The sequence below is a fragment of the Fibrella arboris genome (genome assembly GCF_041321095.1).
GTDB classification, from domain to species: Bacteria; Bacteroidota; Bacteroidia; order Cytophagales; family Spirosomataceae; genus Fibrella; species Fibrella arboris.
Map to the genome: position 1 here is coordinate 89156 of NZ_JBGGWE010000014.1, position 23850 is coordinate 113005.

20 protein-coding genes, 1 tRNA gene and 1 pseudogene are annotated in these 23850 nt (G+C 53.4%); 11 read left to right on the plus strand and 11 right to left on the minus strand.

The window, feature by feature from the left end:
- Positions 1-63 precede the first annotated feature (63 nt).
- Both xylA and ACAW75_RS21310 read left to right on the plus strand, forming a co-directional pair.
- Positions 64-1410, plus strand: coding sequence for a xylose isomerase (xylA, locus tag ACAW75_RS21305; protein WP_370730778.1), 1347 nt, complete (start codon positions 64-66; stop codon positions 1408-1410).
- A gap of 109 nt (positions 1411-1519) precedes the next feature.
- Entirely contained in the window at positions 1520-1972 is a 453-nt protein-coding gene (locus ACAW75_RS21310) for a nuclear transport factor 2 family protein (RefSeq protein WP_370730779.1), read from the plus strand.
- Between the two features lie 36 nt (positions 1973-2008).
- On the opposite strand, the gene panC is transcribed toward ACAW75_RS21310, so the two are convergent.
- A complete protein-coding gene (panC, locus tag ACAW75_RS21315) occupies positions 2009-2851 on the minus strand; it encodes a pantoate--beta-alanine ligase (RefSeq protein ID WP_370730780.1) in 843 nt (280 codons plus the stop codon).
- A gap of 141 nt (positions 2852-2992) precedes the next feature.
- On the opposite strand from panC, the gene ACAW75_RS21320 reads away from it, so the two are divergent.
- From ACAW75_RS21320 to ACAW75_RS21340, 5 genes are all read left to right on the plus strand, one after another.
- A complete protein-coding gene (locus ACAW75_RS21320; protein WP_085411710.1) occupies positions 2993-3805 on the plus strand; it encodes a glycogen/starch synthase in 813 nt (270 codons plus the stop codon).
- Entirely contained in the window at positions 3714-5213 is a 1500-nt protein-coding gene (locus ACAW75_RS21325) for a DUF4270 family protein (RefSeq protein ID WP_370730781.1), read from the plus strand. Before ACAW75_RS21320 ends, ACAW75_RS21325 begins: the two co-directional genes overlap by 92 nt.
- A gap of 129 nt (positions 5214-5342) precedes the next feature.
- Complete coding sequence (glmS, locus tag ACAW75_RS21330; RefSeq protein ID WP_370730782.1) at positions 5343-7181, plus strand: glutamine--fructose-6-phosphate transaminase (isomerizing); 1839 nt, start codon at positions 5343-5345, stop codon at positions 7179-7181.
- A gap of 131 nt (positions 7182-7312) precedes the next feature.
- Positions 7313-8254: a fructosamine kinase family protein gene (locus tag ACAW75_RS21335; protein WP_370730783.1), complete on the plus strand. Its 942-nt coding sequence runs from the start codon at positions 7313-7315 to the stop codon at positions 8252-8254.
- A gap of 160 nt (positions 8255-8414) precedes the next feature.
- Positions 8415-9947, plus strand: coding sequence for a TonB-dependent receptor (locus ACAW75_RS21340; RefSeq protein WP_370730784.1), 1533 nt, complete (start codon positions 8415-8417; stop codon positions 9945-9947).
- Here ACAW75_RS21340 and ACAW75_RS21345 read toward each other — a convergent pair.
- A complete protein-coding gene (locus tag ACAW75_RS21345; RefSeq protein ID WP_370730785.1) occupies positions 9889-10458 on the minus strand; it encodes a DUF308 domain-containing protein in 570 nt (189 codons plus the stop codon). The two genes, ACAW75_RS21340 and ACAW75_RS21345, sit on opposite strands and share 59 nt — an antisense overlap.
- A gap of 306 nt (positions 10459-10764) precedes the next feature.
- Between ACAW75_RS21345 and ACAW75_RS21350 the strand changes: the two genes are divergently transcribed.
- Complete coding sequence (locus ACAW75_RS21350; RefSeq protein ID WP_370730786.1) at positions 10765-11433, plus strand: arginine-tRNA-protein transferase; 669 nt, start codon at positions 10765-10767, stop codon at positions 11431-11433.
- A gap of 84 nt (positions 11434-11517) precedes the next feature.
- Here the strand turns inward: ACAW75_RS21350 and ACAW75_RS26110 are convergent.
- From ACAW75_RS26110 to ACAW75_RS21365, 4 genes and pseudogenes are all read right to left on the minus strand, one after another.
- Positions 11518-11688, minus strand: a pseudogene (locus ACAW75_RS26110) (hypothetical protein); the annotation flags it as partial.
- Positions 11689-11950: 262 nt separating this feature from the next.
- The gene (locus tag ACAW75_RS21355; RefSeq protein ID WP_370730787.1) at positions 11951-13198 is read right to left on the minus strand and encodes a cation:proton antiporter; all 1248 of its coding nucleotides are present in this window, start codon (positions 13196-13198) and stop codon (positions 11951-11953) included.
- 180 nt (positions 13199-13378) lie between these two features.
- Positions 13379-14269: a YitT family protein gene (locus ACAW75_RS21360; protein WP_370730788.1), complete on the minus strand. Its 891-nt coding sequence runs from the start codon at positions 14267-14269 to the stop codon at positions 13379-13381.
- Positions 14270-14473: 204 nt separating this feature from the next.
- Complete coding sequence (locus ACAW75_RS21365) at positions 14474-14860, minus strand: hypothetical protein (protein WP_370730789.1); 387 nt, start codon at positions 14858-14860, stop codon at positions 14474-14476.
- A 20-nt stretch (positions 14861-14880) separates the two neighbouring features.
- On the opposite strand from ACAW75_RS21365, the gene ACAW75_RS21370 reads away from it, so the two are divergent.
- Positions 14881-15018 carry a hypothetical protein gene (locus ACAW75_RS21370; RefSeq protein ID WP_370730790.1) on the plus strand — a complete coding sequence of 46 codons (138 nt, stop codon included), beginning with the start codon at positions 14881-14883 and terminating at the stop codon, positions 15016-15018.
- Positions 15019-15091: 73 nt separating this feature from the next.
- Entirely contained in the window at positions 15092-15262 is a 171-nt protein-coding gene (locus ACAW75_RS21375) for a hypothetical protein (RefSeq protein ID WP_370730791.1), read from the plus strand.
- Between the two features lie 9 nt (positions 15263-15271).
- Here the strand turns inward: ACAW75_RS21375 and ACAW75_RS21380 are convergent, their stop codons facing one another.
- The 4 genes from ACAW75_RS21380 to ACAW75_RS21395 all read right to left on the minus strand — a co-directional run bounded on the left by ACAW75_RS21380 (position 15272) and on the right by ACAW75_RS21395 (position 21102).
- A complete protein-coding gene (locus ACAW75_RS21380) occupies positions 15272-15481 on the minus strand; it encodes a hypothetical protein (protein WP_370730792.1) in 210 nt (69 codons plus the stop codon).
- 292 nt (positions 15482-15773) lie between these two features.
- Entirely contained in the window at positions 15774-16238 is a 465-nt protein-coding gene (locus ACAW75_RS21385) for a response regulator (protein WP_370730793.1), read from the minus strand.
- 156 nt (positions 16239-16394) lie between these two features.
- Positions 16395-16467, minus strand: a tRNA-Gly gene (locus ACAW75_RS21390).
- A gap of 276 nt (positions 16468-16743) precedes the next feature.
- Positions 16744-21102, minus strand: a complete 4359-nt coding sequence (locus ACAW75_RS21395) for a T9SS type B sorting domain-containing protein (protein WP_370730794.1) — start codon at positions 21100-21102, stop codon at positions 16744-16746.
- A 269-nt stretch (positions 21103-21371) separates the two neighbouring features.
- Between ACAW75_RS21395 and ACAW75_RS21400 the strand changes: the two genes are divergently transcribed.
- Entirely contained in the window at positions 21372-22412 is a 1041-nt protein-coding gene (locus ACAW75_RS21400; RefSeq protein WP_370730795.1) for a PorP/SprF family type IX secretion system membrane protein, read from the plus strand.
- A 144-nt stretch (positions 22413-22556) separates the two neighbouring features.
- Here ACAW75_RS21400 and ACAW75_RS21405 read toward each other — a convergent pair whose 3' ends face one another.
- Positions 22557-23825: an aspartate kinase gene (locus ACAW75_RS21405; RefSeq protein ID WP_370730796.1), complete on the minus strand. Its 1269-nt coding sequence runs from the start codon at positions 23823-23825 to the stop codon at positions 22557-22559.
- Between the last annotated feature and the right edge of the window lie 25 nt (positions 23826-23850).

The window sequence follows — 23850 nt, forward strand, 5'->3', positions numbered from 1 at the left end:
ATTCTGTAGTGAATTGTGTTTAGAAGGCAGGCAACCTGCTGCCAACTTATTATTTACGTTTTTATGTCTCAAACTACTCTGACGCTCGGCGACAAAACATATTTCCCGTTCGTTTCTGCTCCGATTGCCTACGAAGGTCGCGAATCCGATAATCCGCTGGCATTTAAATTCTACGATGCCAACCGCACCATCCTGGGTACGCCCATGAAAGACCTGTTCCGGTTTGCGGTGGCCTACTGGCACACCTTCTGCGGCACCGGTGCTGATCCTTTCGGGCCGGGCGTGAAGCATTTTCCGTGGGATGCCAGCGCCGGCAATGACCCGCTGGGCGCGGCTTTCAATAAAGCCGATGCGGCGTTTGAATTTATCACCAAAATCGGCATGGAATACTATTGTTTCCATGACGTCGACGTATCGCCGGAAGGTAATTCAAACCACGAGTTTGAGGCCAACTTCCGCAAGGTGGTCGACTACCTGAAGCAGAAGCAGGATGCCAGCGGCGTGAAATTACTGTGGGGAACGGCCAATCTGTTCTCGCACGAGCGCTACATGAACGGCGCCAGCACCAACCCTGATTTCCATGTGCTGACACACGGCGCCTGGCAGGTGAAAAACGCCATTGACGCCACGATCGAGCTGGGCGGGCGGGGCTACACCTTCTGGGGTGGTCGTGAAGGCTACATGTCGCTGCTGAACACAAACATGAAGCGCGAGCAGGAGCACCTGGGCCGTTTCCTGCAAGTTAGCCGTGATTATGCCCGTAAGCAGGGGTTCACCGGTGCGTTCTACATTGAGCCAAAGCCGATGGAACCAACCAAACACCAGTACGATTTTGATGCCGCTACGGTTGTTGGCTTCCTGAACCGCTTCGGCTTGCAGGATGATTTCGAGTTGAACATCGAAACCAACCACGCTACGCTGGCCAGCCACACCTTTGCCCACGAACTACAGGTGGCTGCCGACAATAACATGCTCGGCAGCATCGACGCGAACCGGGGCGACTACCAGAACGGCTGGGATACCGACCAGTTCCCCGTCGATGTGTATGAGCTGACCGAGGCCATGCTGGTGATTCTGGAAGCGGGCGGTATCAAATCAGGTGGCGTGAACTTCGACGCTAAAACGCGCCGGAACTCAACCGACCTGGAAGATATCTTCATCGCTCACATCGGCGGTATGGACACGTTTGCCCGTGCGGCCATTGCGGCAGAAGCCATTCTTGGCAAATCGAAATACAAGCAACTTCGTACCGAGCGGTACGCCAGTTACGATAGCGGTGCCGGTGCCGATTTCGAAGCGGGTAAACTGACCCTCGAAGACCTGCGTGCGTACGCGATGACCAACGGTGAACCGAAGCAGGTTAGCGGCAAGCAGGAGTTGTACGAAATGATTGTCAATCAGTATATTTAGTAAAGTTTCAGGTTTCGTGTCTCAAGTTTCAAGTGGCGCTGCCTTTTATCGGGGCAGTTGCCTGAGCAGCGCTACTTGAAACTTGAGACACGAAACCTGAAACTTCATAATGAAAACGCTTCTGCTTCTCCTTTTTCTCCCGTTGGCCAGCTTTGCGCAGACGATGGAAACCACGCCACAGGAAGATGTGGCGATCATGCAGGCCGTCGATGATTTATTCGAAGGCATGAAAAAGGCCGATTCTGTTGCCGTGAAGGCTGCCTTTGCCTCGGGGGCTACCCTGCAGACGGTTACCAATACGGCTGGCTTTGTGAGCGTGAAGACTGAATCAATTGATGGATTTGCTTCGTCGGTGGGTAAGGCCAAACCGGGCGATCTGAACGAAATCATCCAGCCTTATCAGATCCAGATCGATGGCGATCTGGCCACGGCCTTTATTCCCTACAGCTTCAGCTACAAAGGCAAAACGGTTCACTGCGGGGCCAACGCCTTCACCCTCGTCCGTTTCAACGGCGTCTGGAAAATCCACGCGATCATTGATACGCGACGGAAGTGTCTGTAGAAGTCAGGCCCGATCCTGCATACAAACCGGATACACTTAAAACACTACATTATCGATCAACCGTACCTTACCCAGTTGGGCGGCGATGCAGAGGGCGGTTTGGCCGGGCGGCTGCAATTCGGCTACGGGTTGAAGGGTATCGGTATGGACAACCTCGATATAGTCCAGCGTGAAGGCGGGCCGGTGCGCCAGGTAATCACGTACGGCAGCCTGAGCCTGCTCGGGTGAGTACTCATCCAGAAGCCTGTTTTTCGCCAGCGTTAAGGCCTCGAATAGCCCGGGTGCCTGGGTACGTTCCTCAGATGACAAGAGGCGATTGCGCGACGACATGGCTAATCCATCTGCTTCCCGAACGGTATCACAACGGACCAGTTCGAGCGGAAAAGTCAAGTCACGTACCAGCCGCCGGACAACGGCAACCTGCTGCAGGTCTTTCTGGCCGAAATAGGCTTTATCGGGCTGAACCATGTGGAACAACTTACTGACAACCAGGCCAACACCATTGAAATGGCCAGGCCTGGAGGCGCCTTCCATAACGGTTTCCAATTCCCCAAAGTTGAACCGTAGCGTGGCTGGTTCGGGATACATTTCGGTTACCGACGGCGAAAAGATCACGTCTGTTCCAACCCTTTCGAGCAACGCCGAGTCTTCAGCAAGCGTACGGGGGTAGCGGGCCAGATCATCGGGATTGTTAAACTGAGTGGGATTGACAAACAGGCTGCAAACCACAACGTCGCACTCCGATTTAGCCTGTTCAACCAGAGTCAGGTGGCCCTTGTGCAATGCACCCATTGTTGGGACGAAACCAATAGTCTGTCCCCTTTGGCGAACAGCAGTTAAATGATGCCGAAGGGCGTCGACGGTGTTGAAATGATGCATATAGAACAGAAAATAAGTAGGAATTGCGGGGTAGGTAAATTGTAATTTTTTGCGACGAATTGTATTGAAATACGGGGTTTTTTTGCTTAATTTTGCAGGTTTTTAAGGTGAAGCCGTCCAAAATAATTCCCTCTTGCATTTATGAGCAAACTTCGCATTTTGTACGTAGCCAGTGAAATTACGCCCTTCCTCAAAACCTCTGACGTGGCCGATTTCGTGCGAAAGTTACCGCAGGATATGCAGGAACGCGGCATGGAGATCCGAATTCTGGTTCCTCGGTTTGGGCTCATCAATGAACGTAAAAACCGGCTTCATGAAGTGGTCCGGCTATCGGGGATCAATATCTCGGTGGGTGATGAAGAGAAGCCGTTGATTATTAAAGTTGCCTCGATTCCGACCGCGAAATTGCAGGTCTATTTTATCGATAACGAAGACTATTTCCATCGGAAGTATGTCTTCCACGATAAAGAAGACAAGTTCTACGACGACAACGATGAGCGGGCTATCTTCTTCTGCAAGGGCGTACTGGAAACGGTGAAAAAATTAGGCTGGTCGCCCGATATCGTTCACTGTAATGACTGGATGACGGCGCTGATTCCGTTGTATCTGAAGACGACGTACAAGAACGACCCCATGTTCAAAGACACCAAGTCGGTCTTTACCGTGTACAATAACTCGTTTGAACATCGTTTCAATGCCAGCGACCTGGTTGAAAAGGCCAAGATGATGGACATTGATGATGCGATGCTCAGCCACCTCGAAACCGGTGATTTCACCGGGTTTATAAAAATCGGTTGTGCCTACGCCGACGCCGTTGTCAACGCAGGAAAAACCGAACACGATAGTCTGAATACTATTCTGAATGAAATTGCCGAACACAAACTTGACCTCGACGAGGCAGAAACAAACGTTAGCGAGCGTTATTTCAACATCTATACGCAACTGGCCAGCTAAACTGGTCTTCGTTGCCGCTGTATTGCTAACGGCAATTGCCTGCGAAGCACCCAAGGAGATCGGCCTGGCACCGTCTACCCCCGTAGATGTGCTTTATACTGATACAATGACCATTACCCGTACCACAATCCAGCTGGATTCGGTACGGAGCAATGACCAAAGTTCGGCACTGATAGGCCGGTACGCTGATCCGATTTTCGGGCAAATAGAAAGTAAGGCGTTCATTCAGCTACGACCATCCGGTAGTTTGGTCGTTACCGATTCAGGTACGTCCAACGTAACATCAGCCGACCGGATCATCGTTGACTCGACCAAACTGCGCTTTCCGATAAACAGCATCTGGTATGGCGACACAACCGCGACGCACGAGGTCATTTTGTCTGAACTGACTGATAGCCTTCGGAGTATCAATTATGATATCTCAAGCCCTGGTCCTGCGGTAAGTAAAGTCATTGCCCGTCGCACGTTTAAGCCAAGGCCATCGGTGGTAGATACGGCGGGGTACCTTTATCCGACTGCCATCGCCAACACGATTGGTAGCACGATTCTATCGATGGCGAATACCAATGCGCTGCTTTTTTCGACAACAACGGGAGCCTGGGTTGACCCGGTTGCCTTTCGGCAGAAAATTCCTCACGATTATGTGCTCACCTCCAACAGTGTGCCGCAGGCATCGATCCTGGGCATGACCCCATCGGAAGGAGCCGTGATCACCTATTTCCACGTAAAAGGCGAGACGTTTGCACGGGCCTATACGCTGCCCTTTATTGGCAAACGGTTCAACCAGATTACGGCCAATAGAGGGGGAACTGCCCTGGCTAGTCTACGCCCTGGTCAGAGCTTGCCAACAACCGTAACGGGACGTAGCTACGTGCAGCCTGCCACCGGCGTAACCACGAAGCTGCAGTTTCCAAGCCTGCTGGGTCTGCTGAGTTCGGGGCGAATCGCCATCAACCGGGCCGATCTGATCGTCACGCCCAACGTGGCTGAAGATGGAAAGCGGCCGCTGCCGCCCTACCTGGTCTTGTCGGAAGTGAATGCGCAGAATAGGCTGGCTCGATCGGTAACCACTACCGGGATAGAATCCATTCTGTTCACCGTACAGACATACGGCCCGTCGGACCGTTTGCCGGCCAGCTTCAGTGGTACGCAAACGGCTATTCTCGATCCACGCACGAATAGTTACACCTTCCAACTGGCTGGCTATCTGCAATCGGTGGCCTCAAAGGTGAGCCCGAACAACGGACTAGCTATACTGACGCCCAGTAGCCAGTTGTTTGTTCAGAACGCTCAAACCGGTGGCCTGACAGACCAAACGCAGGCGGTGCTCAGTAACCGGGTCTGGCGAATGGTGCTCGATGGGAAGGCCAGTGTGAAACTGGTTCTGTTTTACACAAAATCTAACTAACTTTCCTGAACCCCGCCTTATCTGGCGGGGTTCACTGCTTTTACCTGTGGCCTCCCGGCCTATCAGGTACGTTGAGCCTACCTATTTACCCACCAATTAATAACTGCTTACTGTTAACTCGTCACAATTATGTGTGGTATTGTCGCCTACGTGGGGCACCGGGAAGCCTGCCCCCTCGTCATCAAAGGACTCAAACGGCTCGAATATCGGGGCTACGATAGCGCGGGCGTGGCGCTGCTGAATGGTGATGGACTGAAGGTTTACAAGAAGAAGGGGAAAGTTACAGCCCTGGAACAGGAACTCGAGGGGAAGGCATTGTCGTCGACCATTGGCATGGGTCACACCCGTTGGGCTACCCACGGCGAGCCCAACGACGTAAACGCACACCCACACTACTCCTTCCACAAGAAACTGGCGATTATCCATAACGGGATTATCGAAAACTACGCCACCATCAAAGAAACACTGCTGCGGAAAGGGCATACCTTCACCAGTCAGACCGATACGGAGGTGCTGGGTCAGTTTATTGAAGACATTTGGGAAAACGCCGGTGGGACGCTGGAAGAAGCCGTACGGTCTGCCTTGCAAGAGGTTGTTGGTGCCTATGCCATCGTGGTCATGAATGCCGCCGACCCCACGCAACTGGTGGCGGCCCGTAAAGGAAGCCCGCTGGTAATTGGCGTTGGCGACGGCGAATATTTCTTCGCTTCCGATGCCTCACCGATCATCGAATACACAAAGGATGTCGTTTACCTGAACGAATACGAGATTGCGACGGTAAAAGACGGCAAACTGACGATCGTTACCCTCGATAACACCAAGACGACGCCTTACGTGCAGAAGATTGAAATGGAGCTTGAAGCCATTGAAAAAGGCGGCTTCGACCATTTCATGCTGAAAGAGATCTTCGAGCAGCCACGCTCTATCGCCGATTCGATGCGCGGCCGCGTTAACGCCGACGAAGGAATGCTACAACTCGGTGGCCTCCGCGACTACATGGACAAACTCGCCAAGTCGAAGCGGATCATCATCGTTGGCTGCGGCACGTCGTGGCATGCCGGGCTGGTGGCCGAATACATTTTTGAAGAGCTGGCCCGGATTCCCGTCGAGGTCGAGTACGCCTCGGAATTCCGGTACCGTAACCCGATCATTAAAGAAGGTGATATTGTGATCGCCATCTCGCAGTCGGGTGAAACGGCCGATACACTGGCTGCCATCGAACTGGCCAAATCGAAAGGGGCTACCATTTTTGGCGTTTGTAACGTGGTGGGTTCATCGATTGCCCGCGCTACCCATGCGGGGGCCTACACCCATGCCGGCCCAGAGATTGGGGTAGCCAGTACAAAGGCGTTTACCGCGCAGGTAACCGTGCTGACACTGATGGCAATAGCGGCTGCCAAACGAAAAGGCACCATTTCGGATACGCTGTTCCGGCAGTTGCTGGCCGAACTGGAAGCCGTTCCGGCCAAAGTGGAGCGGGTACTGCAAAGCGCCGAGAAGATCAAGGAGATAGCGTACATCTTCACCTACGCCCGTAACTTCATTTATCTGGGTCGCGGTCTGAATTTTCCGGTTGCGCTGGAAGGGGCGCTGAAGCTGAAAGAAATCAGCTACATCCACGCCGAAGGCTACCCGGCCGCTGAAATGAAGCACGGTCCAATTGCATTGATCGACGAAGACATGCCGATGGTGGTCGTTGCCACACAAGACAGTTCGTACGAAAAAGTGGTATCAAATATTCAGGAGGTAAAAGCCCGGAAAGGCCGCGTAATTGCTGTAACAACAGAAGGCGATACGCACTTGCCCACGATGGTCGATTTTGTGATCGAAATTCCGAAAGTGCATGATATACTGATGCCGCTGATTTCGGTTATTCCTATGCAACTACTGGCCTACGATATCGCCGTGATGCGCGGCCGCAACGTAGACCAACCCCGTAACCTGGCCAAGTCGGTAACGGTGGAGTAAGTAGTCAAAAAGTAGCCAGGAAAGCGCGGCGGGGCAACCTGTCGCGCTTTTGTCTGTTAAAGAAGTTGGGCGGCGTAGTAAACCGCCCGACCGTGAAGCGGGTTAGGTACTCGAACTGGACGTGACGATGTATGCAATTTTGGGGGAATGAGCAGGCGGAATTTTTTGAAACAATCCTGTTTCAGCACCTGGGTGAGCCAGTGGAAGTGCTCGATACACAGTTTCTGAATGGAGGCGACATCAACACGGCGGCGCGGGTATTTACCTCGCTGGGTACGTTCTTCGTGAAGTGGAATCAGGCTGATCTGAGTGGAACCGGCCGCCAGCGGATCAATGAACAAATGCCCGATGGCGACGAACTCTTTGCCGTGGAGGCCGCCGGATTAGCGATTCTGCGCCACGCAAACGTCATTCGGGTGCCCGCCGAAGTTGGTTACGGCCGACAAGGCGACCAGGCGTACCTTATTCTGGACTACCTGGAATCGGCTACGGGTGGGTTGCCGGGTGCCCCACCCGCTTTCTGGACAAAGCTTGGGCGGCAGCTAGCGGAATTACACGCCCACACACAGCCGCAGTTCGGGCTTGATCACGACAATTTCATAGGTACGTTGTCGCAACGTAATACACTGACCGCCAGCGGGTATGACTTCTTTTTCGATTGCCGTTTATTGCCGCAGGCAGGCCAGGCGTTATACAACGGTCTGCTGACCAAAGCGCATTATGATGCGCTCTTCCGGCTTCGCGAGCGTCTCCCCGACTTGCTGCCCGCCGACCGCCCCGCGCTGCTTCACGGTGACCTCTGGACCGGCAATGTGCTCATTACCGAAGCCGGTGAACCGGCCGTGGTAGACCCGGCTGTGTATTATGGCCTGCGCGAGGCGGAGCTGGCGTTTACTCATCTCTTCGGGGGCTTCGATACCCGCTTTTACGACGCCTACACCGAGCTGTTTCCGCTCGAACCTGGCTTCGCTGAGCGCATACCGATCTACAACCTATATCCGTTGTTAGTGCATGTAAACCTGTTCGGGTCGGGGTATGTATCGGGCGTTGACCGGGTACTAAGCCGTTTTTAGGGAGGAGTTTACAGGTTGCTGTTTACCGCCTTCCGTTGCGTTGCGGAGGGCCTATATTGGTGAATTAGCAGCGCAACAGAAGACGGTAAACAGCAAACAGTAAACAGGGAATTTTCGGGGTAAATGGTGTAATTTTGGTTGTACCACTTCGATCAGCACTATGTACGAAAAAAATATAGGCACTAAACAGAAAGCGTTGCGTCTAAACCTTGATCGTCGGATATACGGCTCTTTTGCCGAAATCGGCGCGGGGCAGGAAACGGCAGCGATCTTTTTTAAGGCGGGTGGTGCATCAGGGACCGTAGCCAAGACGATGTCTGCCTATGACATGACCTTCAGCGACGCGATTTATGGTACCGAAGTGAGTGGCAGGTACGTTGTTGAATCGCGGCTGATGAAAATGCTCAACAAAGAGTATAGCCTTCTTGAAAAACGGCTGTCGGAGAAACGAGGTGCCGACACGACCTTCTTTGCATTTGCCAATACCGTCGTTGCCCTGAACTATCAGAAGACGAACGAGGGCCACGGCTGGCTGGGCTGTCGTTTCCAGAGTGATCCGCTGGCGCCGCCCAATGATGTGGTTATTCACGTTCGACTGCTCGATAATGAAAACCTGCTGCAACAGCAGACCCTGGGCATTATCGGCGTGAATTTGATCTACGCCTGTTTCTACTACGCCAAAGCCCCCGAGACGCTGGTGCTGTCGCTGATGGACGATCTCTCGCCCGAGCGCATCCAGATTGACACTATCCGGTGTAGCGGACCTGATTTTGCACAGGTTGATAACCGGCTGATGAGCCTGTATCTGGTGAAGAACGGCTTCACCGATGCGGCCCTGTTTGGCCCCGACGGGCAGGTACTTCAGCCAAAAGAAGCGCTCTACAAGAAAAATGTGGTGGTGATGCGCGGGCGGCTCCGGCCGGTAACCAACGTGCAGCTCGATATGATCGATAACGGGCTGAAGCAGTTTCTGGAGGAGCCTGATGTTGATGCCAGCCGGGTTATGATGCTGTCGGAGCTGACGTTGCACAACCTGAAAGCCAATGAACAGGGTATCGACGAGAAAGACTTTCTGGATCGGGTCGATATTCTGTGTGGACTGGGCCAGACGGTGATGATCTCGAATTACCACGAGTATTACCGGCTCGTGGCTTACCTGTCGCGCCTGACCCGGCTGAAAATAGGGTTGATCATGGGCATTCCGAACCTGGAATACATCTTCGAGGAAGACCATTATAACTTCCTGCCGGGTGGTATTCTGGAATCGTTTGCCACCCTCTTCAGCCGGAAGGTGAAGCTGTTTGTATATCCCACCTTCCGGAACGGTCAGATTTATACCTGCGCCCAGTTTCAGTTGCCCCCGCATCTGGAGCCGTTGTTTCAATACCTTAAAAGCAACGACAAAATCGAGGATATCACCGACTATAACGAGCAGAACCTGCATATCTCGACCGATCATGTGCTTGAAATGATTCAGGCGGGTGAAGATGGCTGGGAAGTAATGGTACCGGCCAAAGTCGTTGATCAGATCAAGGCCAACTGCCTGTTCGGCTATCCATGTGAGGTAGAATATACCCCGATCAGTGTGCAGATCCAGCAGGCGGTTGAGCAGGGCGAGCTACGCCCTGAACCGGTTAACGGGCAACCGAACCCGCTTCCTTCGCCCGTTGCGACAATTGTTGCAGCACAATAAGGAGAATGCCCAACACGATTGGGAAGAAACCAGTGATGCCCAATGAGTCGATGAGGCCAATTGGCCGGAGCAGCAGGTTGAAGGCCAGATACCCCGACGTTAGCACGCTCAGAAAGTGAACGAGCTTGGCGGCAAACGAGGCGCCACCCTGCATCAAGGCAAGATACATAGCCTGTACTGCCTGCAGAAACGCGTAGAAAACGGCCCAAAAGCCCAGCATGTCAATGAATGATTTGAGGCCACTGCCGGCAACAAACAGGAAGACGACGCCAAAAGCCAGATCGTTCAGGCCATGCAGGAGACTCCATAAACTGTTGGAGTCGGCCTGGCGGTTGGTGAAGCCGTAGCCAAAGCCCGCCAGGCCCGCCAGTAACGTAATGATTCCGATTATCCGCCCCGAAGCGGGCGTGAACGTATTGGCGTAGAGAAATAAAGCGCCGCCCATAAGGATGTAGCAAACACCACGGGTAGAGAGCATCCACCCATTTCGGAGTTGTTGAGGGTTATTCATCGTAGTAGGTTGTTTACAAGTCAAGAACCTACGGCTACCGTCTTTGTTTGTTAATAGTAAGCCTACCGGCCTGATCTGTTCGGCGGTCGAAACAGGCAGCGCACAACAAGGGCGAAACGCGGCTCTATCATGTGCCAATCGGCCACAAAGTGGTGTGAGGTTGGCCAGGTGGCCGTGGCCGTCCAGTATCTGTTTATGGAGCCGTTCCAGCCACTAGGAACAACTAAGAAACAGTCTGTTTTCTGTCGATATAGATTAGGTACGTAGTAACTTGTTCATAGACACCCATCAGCCTAGATTACGCTAATGATTGACAAAAACAGGCTTGATCTGTTCTTGAGCCGAGGCTATTTCAGGATGCAGCAGCAGGTTTTTACCTGCCGCTACGTATATTTTAATGAGGTACGTTATCCCGTACACTGGCTGCGCATTGTGTTGGCCGATGTCAGGTTCGGGCCGAAGCAGAATCGGTTACTTCGTATCAACAGTCAGTATACCACGATTGTGAAACCACTTCAGCTGACCGATGAACTGGAAGAGCTGTACGATCACTACTGGAACAACCTTGATTTCGACGCACCCTACTCCGTAGAATCATGCCTGCTCGACGGTAATCCGCGCACCATATTCGACACATACGTTGTTGAAGTGCGGGACCAGGGCCGGCTGATTGCCGCCGGTATATTCGATCAGGGGCAGCGGAGTATTGCCGGCATCATGAATTTTTACCACCCAGCCTACCATAAACAAAGCCTGGGCAAGTACCTGATGTTGCAGAAGATGCTATACGCTCAACAACAGCAGAAAGTCTACTACTACCCTGGCTATCTGGTTGGACATTACCCTAAATTCGATTACAAATTGTTTGCCTGCCAGGCCGCCACAGAGGTGTATGATGCCCAGACGGGCGATTGGCTGCCTTTCTCCTGGGAAACGACAAGGGCGCTTGAAGCCACCTTCCCCGACGCTGATTGAGGCGCGGCGACTAGCATCAACGTACCTGACCTGCTGTTCCAGGTCTTCCATGATTTCGCGGACAGCCGTTAGGTTTTCGTCTTCGTGGCGAATGGCCGATACCTTCTTCAGGGGTCGTTCGTCGTGAATGAAGAACGTTTTAGCGGCCCGCGCTGCCGCAGGCGACCGGCGTCCCAATAGCGTTAGCGCATCAATGCCGACGCCTAGGCTGGTGTCGAGCGGTTCCCGGTAGATGGGCAGCATCCCGGCGTTCATGAGCTCGCAGGCGTCGCAGCGATTGGCGGCGCCTGAAGCCCATCCGTCGGGGCCAGGTGGCCTTGTCGCTGTCGACGTCGAGTATGGTGGTGCCTATGTTGTTGGCTTGTAAAAAGCGTCCTGTTGTGTTACCAAAGTGACCGTAACCGGCAATGATAACCGGGTTGTCTCTGGCAATAAGGTCGCTTTCGCGCTCTTCTTCCGGTTTCACGCCTCGTGGATAGTGAAAAATGCTGAAGGAGTGAGCGCTGGCAGCTGTTTATCAGGTAGTCGGATGCTTTTGCAGTCGCTGGTCTAATCGGCTCATGACCGGCGTTGCCAGTATGCCGTGCAGAAACACCGATACAACAATAATCCATCCTGTGAGTGCCCATATACGCCCCGGATCAGCGAAAGGGGCCTTTTGTAACCCGTAAGCAATGTAAAACATAGAGCCAATGCCTCGAATGCCAAAACTGGCAATGATCCAGCGTTTCAACCCCCGGGCGTTGGTTTTCCACAGGGTCAGCCAGCCAATTAGTGGTCGAATCAGGAAGAGCAGCGTAAGGCCTAGCCAGGCGTCCTGTAAGGTCAGGGCTTGTAGCAGCCCCTTGGCCAGTGCACCACCAAACAGCAACAATAGCAGGGCAACCAGCAGTCGTTCCATCTGGTCAGAGAAGTCATGCATATAGGTGTGGTACTCGTGGGTACGTTCATGGTTCCGGATAGTAATCGCCGCGACAAAAACGGCCAGAAAACCGTAGCCGTGCATCAATTCCGTAACGCCATAGCTGGTCAGTGTAACGGCTAGTGCCACGAATCCGTAGGCCGTTGTCTTGATACTGATTCGCTGCGGCAGTTCAAAGATCAGGTACGCCAGCAAGCGGCCAGACAACCAGCCCGCCAGCAACCCAACGCCCACCCGGTACAACAGGTCATATAGCAGCCAGTGTACCAGTGAGTCCGATGAGGGCACCGTTGTCAGCGCCAGACTAATGGCCAGGTAAACGAACGGGAAAGCCATGCCGTCGTTCAGGCCGGCTTCTGCCGTCAGGGCAAAGCGCACCGTATCTTCGCCGCCTTCGTTTGGATCGCCCACCTGCACATCGCCCGCCAGCACCGGATCAGTGGGCGCCAGACTGGCTGCCAGAAACAGAGCGGTCGCCAGTGGCCAGCCAACCCATTGCCACGCCAGAAAGGCAAAGACCCCAATGGTGACCATCATGGTCAACCAGATAAGCCGAAGCGGAATTCGCCAGCCCCGCCAGCTAAACTTCCGGTCGATCTTAAGGCCCGTTCCGGTCAGCGCGATAATGACGCAGAGCTCCGTCAGATGGGTAGTTAGCGCCGGGCTGTTCATCGGCAACGGATTGGGCAGGTCCAACGGTAGCTTATAAAGCAGCCAGCCGCTCATAACAAATAGAATGGGGTATGAGAGCGGATGATCAGCCAGCAGCGAAGGTAGCCAGGCCACGGCTAGGATAGCCAGCGCTACAATGACTAGCCACAAATCATAACTGAATGAATCCATAGGAAGCGACTACTTTATGGGTGAACGGCCAGTAGGCTGATCAGACGTGATCGGCCACTGGTGTCTAATAATGAACGGGGTAGCTGTTGATAAGTTTGCCTGCGTTGCCAGGCGAAGGCCGTGACAGGCGACGAATGGCCTTCGACACCCACCACATACCTGGCTACTCGGCTATACGGATCAATGCAATGGTCGGCCTTTTATCATTCCCCCCTTGGCATCGTCGATACCATGGTTGATCACGAACGCATGTTCATCGATCCGGCTGATACTGTCTTTCAGGCGGGTGAGTTCCAGGCGGGTAACCACGGCATACAAAATGCTGGTATCTGCCTGCTGGTGACCGCGTTTGCCATAGCCTTTTTCGCCTTTGAAGACGGTAACTCCGCGCCCCAGTTTTTCGGTGATCATGCTGCGCATGGCCTGATGATGATCAGAGACGATAATGACAGCCGTGTATTCTTCGATGCCATGAATCAGGAAGTCAACGGTTTTAGAGGCTGCCAGGTACGTTAGCATGGCGTAAAGGGCCGTTTCGATCGTCAATAAAATGGCTGCTGCACCAAACACCAGCACGTTGATGACCATAATGACGTCACCTACAGTTAAAGCTGACCGACGACTGACCCAGATCGCGAGTACCTCGGTGCCATCGAGCACGCCGCCACCCCGAATTGCCAGCCCAATGCCAGCACCCAGAAAAAAACCGCCAAATACAGAGATCAACAGCTTATCGGTAGTAACCACGGGATAAGGGACCGCAACCAGACATACTGCCAGCAGGCTAATGGCCAATGTTGTTCGAATGGCAAAGCCACGGGAAATCTGTCGATAGCCCAGCCAGATAAATGGTAGATTAACCAGGACAACCAGCAGGGCTAGTTCGGCGCCAGTCGTAATTTCCAGCAACAGCGAAATGCCCATGGCACCGCCGTCGATAAAATCGTTGGGTAACAAAAAGCCTTTCAGGCCCATACCGGCACAAAGCACACCGGTTATCAAAAAAACGCCATCTTTCAGGCGACTGCTATACGTTCGGGAAGCGGTAATCAGAGTGGGTTGCGCTAGCATAGGGTTGAGAGATTAACGGGGTGTGATACACTAGTACGAGCACACGCCTGCCTGTAGAGCTACAGAGGTAGCCGGGGCTATTGGGAAGCGTCGATAGCCAGCCAGCTCACCGGGAAAGACAGGCTACAACAGAGCTGCTTCTGACTGGTTAGCCGGAAGAAACGGACGACGGACGATAGGGGTAGAATGGCCGGGACGGGGGCGTCAGGGCGCGTTGATCGCAATCTGGTGCTCGAAGATGAGCCGCAGAAACCGGAACGAATAACAGGAGTACTGTGACTGGCCTGCTACCTGACTGTCGACGCCCCAGCTTAAAGCAGGGAGCAGGTATGGAAACCACCCTACAGTTGGGCCGAATGAGTGCCCAGGCCTGGCACCGATTCGGGCGGCAGGTGCGTGATTACAAACGGCCGACGCTACGTCTGGTTTACCTGCTGACTGCCGGGGCACGTCATACGAAATGTAATGCTGGCGGGCTGTAACGGGCTGATGGTGAACGTTTCCAGCAGACAACAACAGTACTAGCCAGGCAGCCAGTAAGCTACCGGCCCGGTTCAGCCATTGCCAGGTTGTTTGGTTCGTTCTACCCATGCACCTCAAACTACGCTTTTGTGGCGGAAAATGCAACCTACGGGTTATCGACTGACCTGGATAACGGACCAACGTACCTGGCCGAAGCAGACGGGGCGGCTACCCTGGCAGGCGGCAATGGCATGTCGGCAAATCGATACCTGAAACAAAAGCGGTGATTTCGGGGATTAGTAAACGTACCCGACGCAGCCTTTCTGCCGGGATAATCAACGTTTCAGACCGATACAAACTATGGATTCCCTGTCGACCCAACCATTTACCGAATTACAGGCCATGCTCAAATATGCCCTCGAACAGCAGGATATAGCCGATGAGGCTGGTCAGTCGGGCCTGGGTCTCAACTGGCATACCATTGTTGAGAAACTACGGCAGGCCATTGCCGATAAATTCGAGGCGATCTAAACGCATTGGCTAAAATAGATTCAGGCGGCTGTAGGCAAAACGAATGGCCAGATAGGTATAACCAGCCAGAACAACTGTTTCGAGCATAGCTTCCAGGTAGTTGTGTAGATAGGTTCCGTTCATAACGTCCTGCACCCAATCTATCCACATGGTGCAGTATATAAAAAAACTGATCAGGCTGGCTGTAAGCACAAGGAATAACCGGAGGTTCTGATTCATTACTGATGTTATCGTTGAGTAGGCGTATACTGCTGCCGGATACGTTGATTCACTGTATTGGTAGACTGGCAACCGCGCAGAAAGTTTAACACAATCAGCCACTTCTTTGATTGAATAGTTGATTGATAGATTAAATAGTGATCAAAAAGCAAGCCAGGTTTAGCTTATACGAACGCAGGTACGTCCTGTAACTGGATACTTTACGCGTATCCAGTTACAGGACGTACCTGCCCATTGCAATACAGCGATGCATCGACGCATCTACCCACTATTGCCGCTAGTATGCTGCACGTTAGAGGATTTCCGACTGCTCTCTTAAACGCAGTGTATCCCGGTAGCAAAGTTTGACCGCCTCGACTACCCGGTGTACTCCACCCGACCTGGTTGGTTTGACCATATACAGATGAATGCCCTGCTCATAGGCTTGCTGCTTAAGCTGTTCATTCATGGTTGCCGCCAGCACAACTACAGGTATATACGGTAGGTTTCGCATATCACCCAACAAACGCACCGTCTCCAGGCCCGTCATCGCAGGCATATGAATATCCAGTAAGATGATGGTCACAAAGGAGTTATCGGGTGGCACATGCTGCGCATTCAGGCTGCGCTGGTGGGCCAGCCAATCGATTAATTCCTGACCAGTAGTCATTTCGTCAATTTGTATCGGTTGAATAGCGGAGGCCAGCGCCCAATGAATCAATTCGCGGTCTGCCGCGTCATCATCGACCAGTATTATTCGCAAAGACAACGTATCCATAGCAAGGGAGCAATTAAGCATGGGTTATGTTATCTGTACAATAAAATACCAGGATTGTTCTATTAAATGCGCTTGCAATGCATTAACTGAGTTTCCGGCTTGGAAAGCTGAAAACAAAAAGTCGCTCACCATTTCTGATAAGCGACTTAATCTATGAGCGGGAAATGGGGTTCGAACCCACGGCCTGCAGCTTGGGAAGCTGCCGCTCTACCAACTGAGCTACTCCCGCCTGAAGGTGTAACAAAGATAGTAGTTTCTCAAATTAGCACAAGCACTTCCCACGCAAGCGGGAGTAAGTTGTTTTTGTCATCCCAACGACGGAGAGATCTTAAGTGTCACGAATGAAGCGGATTACGTAAAACTCAAGATCCCTCCGTCGTCGGGATGACAAAAAGTCGCGAAATCCTGTACATCCTGTTGGTCCGAATCGTCAGACCGCTGCCAAAAACAGACAACGTACCTCGGCGAAGCAACGGCAAACTGTAAACAGCAAACTATAAACAAGCTACCGCAGGAGCAATACCGACCCCCGTTTTACTACCGCCGGTCGCTCCGGGAAATACTGGCTTCGGTAGGTGATCACATACGGGTACACCATCGTCTGGGCCGGCTCGCCCCGGTAAGTGCCATCCCAGGCCGGTGTTTCGGGCGTGCTGGCAAAGATGACCTCACCCCAGCGATTGTAGATCCGTAATTCCAGGTCTGCGGTGTAGGCGTTGAGGGGTATGAACGTGTCGTTGGTGCCATCCCCGTTGGGTGAAAAAGCGGTTGGCGTAAACACACGTGGCTCACAAAGGTCCACAACCCGGGCGGCGTCGCGCGCAATACAGCCGTTGGTGCCTGTAACCACGACCGAATACGTACCTACCTGACTAACCAGCAAAGTGGTAGACGTTACGTTGGTTGGTGACCAAACCACAACCTGCCCGGTTTCCTGCGGCACCACGCGCAGCTGGGTCTGCTGGTTATCACCCACGCAAATGGCGGCTTCGCGGGTGAGCGCGAACCGAGGAGCTGGCTTCACGATTACATCAACGGCGTCTGACTGTTCGCAACCGTCGACATTAACGGTAACCGTATAACGGCCTGTTTGCTGCGGGCGTAGTTGCGATCCCTGCGTACCGTCGCTCCAGCGGAACAAGGAACCCGGCGAACCGCTTGCCTGCAACACCTGGCCAGTGCCTTCGCAGAACTCAGCGTCGGGACCGGCATTGACCTGAGGCGTTTGCTTTAGCGCGATCTGTCGGGGTGCCGAATTGGCGCATCCGTTAATGGTAACCGAATAGGTCAGCGTTACTACCTGACCAATAGCCGAGGCAGGTGGGGTAAATTGCCCACCCAGATTGACGCTTGGACCGCTCCAGGTTCCACCAACTGGCGTATTGCCTGTCAGCTGTAACGACGTGAGCGACTGAGGTGCACCCAGACAAAGCGACAAGTTGGCACCAGCCGATACTGTGGGTTTCTGCACAAACTGCACCTGTACGCTGGCATTCCCGATACAGCCGTTCAGAGCATTGGTAGTGGTCAGCGAGTAGGTGCCAGCAGTGTTCACCGCGAGGGTACGGGTTGTGGTACCGTTGCTCCAGCGGTAGGTAACGCTGGCCGCTGCTCCGCCATCCTGAGGAACCAACAAAACGGTATCGCCAATACATTTACTGCGGTCGGGACCAAGCGTAAGGGCCGATCGAGGGTCTAACCCAATGGTTACAGCCGATAATGACGCTACGCAACCAATGTTATTCACTACAGAAACACTGTATGTCCCCGCCGCTACACCGGTCAGCGACGGGCTGGTACTGACAATGGCCCCGGTACTGTTTCGCCATTCATAAATAGTAGGCGTACCGCCGATGACCCCCAGCGTTGCCGACCCGCTCCTGGGGGCATCACATTGCTGCAAGCCGGGCCGGGCGGTCAATAGCATGGGTGGAACCGTAGACCGCAGTTCGAATGATGCATCGGTGACACAGGCATTTTCGTCGGTAACACTGATTGTGTAAGCCCCTTGCGCCAGGGCCGAGGCGGAACTGCCTGTGGTCGAAATCGGCGTACCACTGATGGTTGTCCAGGAATAGGTAAACGAATTCGTTGGCGATGCTGTACCCGAAACAACCTGTGTGGGGGCGGGAGACACCGTGATGACGCCATCCAGCGTGGTACAGCCTGCCGGGTTGGTGATGGTTGTGGTGAGCAACGGATTCTTCACCGGAATAAGCTGGATATCGTCGCTGGCTTCACAAACAACATTGTCGAGTGTGGTGAACTTGCCCGTTACCGAATACGTACCTGGCTGCGTAACGTCTATTGTCCGTGTAGTAGCGCCTGTATTCCACAGGTACTCCTGGTATCCCTGCACAGCCGGTACGGCTAAGGTACGGGTACCGTTTTCGCAAAGAGTCTGGTCTGGCCCCAGGTTGAGCCTGGGCGGTATTCGTATGTTGATGTCAATGACGTCCGACTCAAAACACTCGCCGCCATTCCCAATAAAGGCCGTATACGAGCCTGGAATGGTCGTTGTCAACACCTTGGATCGACTGACTACCCGCCGGTTAAATACCCAGGCGTACTCCTCTGCTTCCGCGTTGATAGTGACCGAAACAGGCTTATTCGTGCAGACATTAATATCGGGGCCCAGATCGAACGGCTTGGGCTGTTCAATAACGGTCAACGATGTTTCGGCGGTAGCGGTGGTACAGGTGGCGCCCGTCGAGGTGATGACCCGTACGTCGAGGGTAGCCGAATAGGTATCGGGCGTACTGAGTTGCACTGTCTGCGATGTCTGCGTGAAGGAGAGGACCTGAGCGACAACGGCACCCGAACTGTTCCTGACCGTGAGGTTGTACGTCTCCTTCAGCTTGGGGCAGAAAGGCGTGATTTGGAAGGTGACCGGATCGCCTTCGCAGACGTTACTGGCCGACAGGCCCGCACTGCTCGACGGTTCGGTGAAGTTTACGACCTGGTTGGGCAACCCTAACTGACTAACCTTGCCGCCCAGGTCCTGGCCCGACACGGTAAATACAGGTGGTTTGGCGAAAGGATTGGTTGTGATGGCGCCGCTTCCATTGGCATTATCGATCACGCCCAGCGAAGGCTGGTTTTGCACGGCTACATAGATCTTGCCATCGGGCCCGACCTGGAGCGAACCATACTGCCGGGTGGTGCTTTCGTCGATCAGGGCGCTGGTACTCACGGGGTCATCGACGGTGATATCAAACTGAATAATGCGCGATGGTCCCGTCTGCGTCTGCACGCCACTGACGCTGGTGACTTCGCCCAGTAAACTGACGTATACTTTGGACCCATCGGGTGAGAATTCAACCCCGTAGGCCGTGGGCGGAGCCGGGCCAAGGTCTATTTTTTTGGTCGGCCCGGATAAAACACCGGTCTCTGTATTGAAGGAAAATAGCTCGACGTAGCTTTTCTGTCGGGCGGGATCAGTACTATTGGGATCTCCGGGTATGACTACCGCTACAGGTCTGACCGCCGTGTTGCTGTTACCTGCCGTGGCTGTGCCCGACACAAGTGTTCCTGAACTAACTGTTCCTGACGTGCCGGTGGTCGTCACGGGCGGGGTGGGAGCGGGGCCGATCTTGATCTGCCCTTCGCCCCGAGCCGGCGAATCATGGGCGGTACCCAGGCAATATTGTTGCTGCGTCGATGTGGTAGCAGTAGTCAGGTGGTCGACCCGGAAACAGTTGCTTCCGTAATCATGGGTCAGCACCCAATATGTCGTGTCTTTGTCGTTTCTGACGGCCGCCGATCGTTCGGTACTGCTGGCCGATGTAGAGGAGGTGACCACCGGAAGGTTCTGTTGCACCACCGCGCCACTGCCGCTGTTCCGGCGCATATCAACAACGCTATACGTGATCTGGCGTGTTCCGTTGATCTCGGCAGTAGTGTACACGTAGTAGAGGTAATCGCAACCCCGGCAAACGGGCTTGGGCACAATAATTGCCGACTGGGTTGATCGCTGATTACCGCCCAACACGGCCGAACTGCTTGTCAGCGACCCACTGATTGGATCGTAGACTTGCATAGGCTTGCCGTCTTTATCGTATACGGTGATGCCGTCGCTGTAAAACAGAATGTTGCCTTTGGTGTCTGTAATCGAAGCCGACCCTTCAATGGTCGATAGTTTGCCGTCGGTTAACGGCTGCGGGCTGTCACCCGAAAAGTCGAGGCCTGCGTTGTTGCCGAAATACCATTTCGATCCCGGCGATCCGCTTTCTTCCGGGCACAGGCTCACCTTGATGCGATCCTGGTAAGAGCAGCCTGCCTCATTGGTCACCTCCACCGAATAACAACCCGAGGCGGTAGTACTGATCGACTGGGTGGTTTCGCCTTTGGGAAACCACAGGTACGTTAAACTGGTGCTTGAAGGCGACGAAGGGGCACCATTCGGATACGGATCAATGGTGAGTACGGTTCCTTTACAAATGGTCGTATCCGGCCGCCAATTCTGGAACGGAGAAGGCGGCGTACCTACCGACACCGTGAAGGAAGTAGCTGGTAATACAGTGGAGCTAACAACCGATGTGGAGGCAGCTGTGGTGCTGATTGTACGGGTAATTGTCACGGTCTTTACACCGGGCGACGTAAATGAAGCGCTGGCTACCACACCTATCTGCGGGCTGCCCCCATCAATAACCCACCGGGTCTTGGTCTTATCAACGCTGGGGTCTACATCGTAAAAATTGACGGGGTCGTTGCCGCAACTGGCATTACCCGTTGCCGAAACGGGGGTACATAAACTGCCAACAATCTTAATTTTGTTTTCCTGCTCCGTTTGTTGAATAATTGACGCTGAACTGGGCGATGATTGTGCCCGGCCGACGTGACTAGTCGCCAAGAGCCAGACCATCGCCCAAACGATAGTATAAAGACCGTATCTAACCTGGAATATCATTTGTTGAGAGAGAACGAAAGTCTGGTCATCATATAACAGAGAAGAGACCCGTTACGTTATACTAAACGAATCCGGCCCCGTAAAATTTTACCGGTAAACCGCTGACTTATGCCACCTTTTCTGACAAATCAGCGTATTCTTAATCACCCACCCATTGCCATTTACTACTACTCTACCTTGACCACTTATCTTGTTTGGCAATGAATTTGCGTTGCTTATCCAGCATGGTTATACGATATACGATTCTTTGTCTCCTGGCGTTGCTGTGGACCCCATTCTGTTATGCACAGGACCCTCAGTTTACGCAGTTTTATGCGGCCCCTCAATACCTCAACCCGGCCTTTGCCGGATCGGCACTGGCACCGCGCGCAACCATTAATTACCGCAATCAGTGGCCGGCCATTACCAACTACGTAACCACGGTGGTCGGGCTGGATTATTTTGCCCCCAAACTGAACAGCGGCTTTGGGTTGATGCTCGTTAGCGATAATCAGGGACAGGGGGCTGTACAATCGACAGAGATAGCCGGGCAATATGCGTACCAGTTCCAGGTGAGCGAATCGTCGTTTGTCCGGCTGGGGGTGCAGGCGAGCTACGTGAACCGGAATGTTAACTATTTTGGTCTCACTTTCGGCGACCAGTTTTCGTCGCAGGGGCTGATCAGCAATACCACCAGCGATGCCCTGATTGCTGCCCTGACCAACGCACCTAATAACCGCTATGCCGATTTCTCGACGGGTGGCCTGTTCTACTCCGACTGGTTCTGGGTTGGGGCGTCGGCCCATCATATCAGCCGACCCGATCAGAGTTTCTTTACCCCCAATAGCAGCCGCCTGCCCATCAAAGGCAGTTTCCAGGCCGGCTTACGAATTCCGTTGAATGGTATTACCGGCTACGGCGACGAGATGGACCGCGAAATTAGTTTTTCGCCGGTTGTCAACTACAAGTTCCAGGGTAAATATGACCAGCTCGACCTGGGCGCGTACCTGACCTATTCACCCATAACCGTTGGGGCGTATTACCGGGGTATTCCCTTCAAGAAGTACGACCAGCGGATCAACAACCACGATGCTGTGGCCGGTCTGATTGGCTACCGCGCCGACCGGTTCTCGATTGGCTATAGCTACGACGCCACGATCTCAACGCTTGGCTTCGCCAGTGGGGGCTCCCACGAAATCTCGATCTCCTACATTTTCGATCGCCCGGAAAGCAACAAATCACGCTATAAGCCGAAGAAAGGCATGTTGTCGTGTCCGAAATTTTAGGAATAGTGCCAGATTTCAAGTTTCAGGTTTCAAGCTTCAGGTTTCAAGTTTCAGGTTTCAAGTGCTTCGCTTATTATCATATCGTTGATAAGCGAAGCACTTGAAACCTGAAACTTGAAACCTGAATCTTAAAACCTAGAAAGGCTAACTTTCATCCCTTACCACCAACTGGACCGTACTGCGGCTTTTCTGTTCCAGCAGTAGCTTTTTATTCACCAGTACCCGGTCAATGGTGCTTTGGTCGTAATGCCGAATGGTAATCAACTCCAGGGCTTCGTTGTAGGTGACGCGAAAATGAGCGCGCAGCTGTTCGAGCAGATCAGGAATCCGGTCGGGTTTACTATCGACCACCACAGAGAAGCTAAGGGCCGTATTCTGCATCAGGTTGATCTTCACCCCGGCCGTGGCAAACAAGCCAAAGATCTGGCTCAGGTTATCTTCTGCGATAAACGAAAAATCGGTTGGGTGCAGCGAGATCAGTAACTGGTTGACCTTGAAAATAAACGAAGGAGCCGGTTTCTCAATAGCTGCCGCCCCCACCAGTGTACCTGGCCGATCGGGTTTAAGAAACGATTTTACGTACAACGGAATCCCCTTGTTTTGCAGCGGTTTGATTGTTTTGGGGTGAATTACCGTAGCGCCATAATAGGCCAGTTCGGTCGCGTCCTGATAAGTGAGCGATGGCAGCAATACCGTTTCGTCGAAATAGCGCGGATCGGCATTGAGCACGCCAGGTACGTCCTTCCAGATCGTAATGTCTTCGGCGCCCAGGCAATAGCCAACAATGGCGGCCGAATAATCGGACCCTTCACGGCCCAGCGTGGTTGTTTTTCCGTCGCTGGTGCCGCCTATGAACCCCTGCGTGACGACCAGCCCTACCCGATCGCCTATAAAATCCTGAAGCAGCGATTGGGTTGCGTGCCAGTCTACTTTACCCTCCCGGAAGGTATCGTCGGTGCGAATCAGCTGGCGAGCGTCGCCCCAACGGACAGAAAGGCCGGTGTCGGTAAGATAAGCAGCCAATATACGACTCGAGATCAGTTCGCCCATGGGCACAATCTGGTCATAAACGGCATCGTAGTTGATCTGGCTGGAAGCCGAAGGGGGCGTGGCCAGTTTTCCGGCGACCGATGAGAAAATATTACGGATGGGGGCTAGCAGATCATCTGGAAGCTCAAACTCGGCCATAATCAATTCATGCGCGATGACCACGTTTTGCCAGCGCAACTGGGCCTCATCGGTCCGGCCCGCCATATGGCTCACCACAATGTCTTCAAGCGCATTGGTGGTTTTGCCCATAGCCGACACCACCACGATAAGGTCATGACCTGCTTCGCGCAGAATGATTGAACCAACGTTGCGGATACCGGCAGCATCACGCACCGAGGCACCACCGAATTTATAAACCTTCATGTTCAATGAATAATGGCCAGTGCTA

Excerpts from the sequence above, each read along its gene's own strand:
- ACAW75_RS21325 (WP_370730781.1), top strand. The coding sequence starts at position 3,714 with ATGAAATTGCCGAACACAAACTTGACCTCGACGAGGCAGAAACAAACG.
- ACAW75_RS21400 (WP_370730795.1), top strand. The coding sequence starts at position 21,372 with ATGGTTATACGATATACGATTCTTTGTCTCCTGGCGTTGCTGTGGACC.
- ACAW75_RS21345 (WP_370730785.1), bottom strand. The coding sequence starts at position 10,458 with ATGAATAACCCTCAACAACTCCGAAATGGGTGGATGCTCTCTACCCGT.
- ACAW75_RS21395 (WP_370730794.1), bottom strand. The coding sequence starts at position 21,102 with ATGGTCTGGCTCTTGGCGACTAGTCACGTCGGCCGGGCACAATCATCG.
- glmS (WP_370730782.1), top strand. The coding sequence starts at position 5,343 with ATGTGTGGTATTGTCGCCTACGTGGGGCACCGGGAAGCCTGCCCCCTC.
- panC (WP_370730780.1), bottom strand. The coding sequence starts at position 2,851 with ATGCATCATTTCAACACCGTCGACGCCCTTCGGCATCATTTAACTGCT.
- xylA (WP_370730778.1), top strand. The coding sequence starts at position 64 with ATGTCTCAAACTACTCTGACGCTCGGCGACAAAACATATTTCCCGTTC.
- ACAW75_RS21355 (WP_370730787.1), bottom strand. The coding sequence starts at position 13,198 with ATGGATTCATTCAGTTATGATTTGTGGCTAGTCATTGTAGCGCTGGCT.
- ACAW75_RS21375 (WP_370730791.1), top strand. The coding sequence starts at position 15,092 with ATGGATTCCCTGTCGACCCAACCATTTACCGAATTACAGGCCATGCTC.
- ACAW75_RS21380 (WP_370730792.1), bottom strand. The coding sequence starts at position 15,481 with ATGAATCAGAACCTCCGGTTATTCCTTGTGCTTACAGCCAGCCTGATC.
- ACAW75_RS21360 (WP_370730788.1), bottom strand. The coding sequence starts at position 14,269 with ATGCTAGCGCAACCCACTCTGATTACCGCTTCCCGAACGTATAGCAGT.
- ACAW75_RS21405 (WP_370730796.1), bottom strand. The coding sequence starts at position 23,825 with ATGAAGGTTTATAAATTCGGTGGTGCCTCGGTGCGTGATGCTGCCGGT.
- ACAW75_RS21340 (WP_370730784.1), top strand. The coding sequence starts at position 8,415 with ATGTACGAAAAAAATATAGGCACTAAACAGAAAGCGTTGCGTCTAAAC.
- ACAW75_RS21350 (WP_370730786.1), top strand. The coding sequence starts at position 10,765 with ATGATTGACAAAAACAGGCTTGATCTGTTCTTGAGCCGAGGCTATTTC.
- ACAW75_RS21335 (WP_370730783.1), top strand. The coding sequence starts at position 7,313 with ATGCAATTTTGGGGGAATGAGCAGGCGGAATTTTTTGAAACAATCCTG.
- ACAW75_RS21365 (WP_370730789.1), bottom strand. The coding sequence starts at position 14,860 with ATGGGTAGAACGAACCAAACAACCTGGCAATGGCTGAACCGGGCCGGT.
- ACAW75_RS21320 (WP_085411710.1), top strand. The coding sequence starts at position 2,993 with ATGAGCAAACTTCGCATTTTGTACGTAGCCAGTGAAATTACGCCCTTC.
- ACAW75_RS21385 (WP_370730793.1), bottom strand. The coding sequence starts at position 16,238 with ATGGATACGTTGTCTTTGCGAATAATACTGGTCGATGATGACGCGGCA.
- ACAW75_RS21310 (WP_370730779.1), top strand. The coding sequence starts at position 1,520 with ATGAAAACGCTTCTGCTTCTCCTTTTTCTCCCGTTGGCCAGCTTTGCG.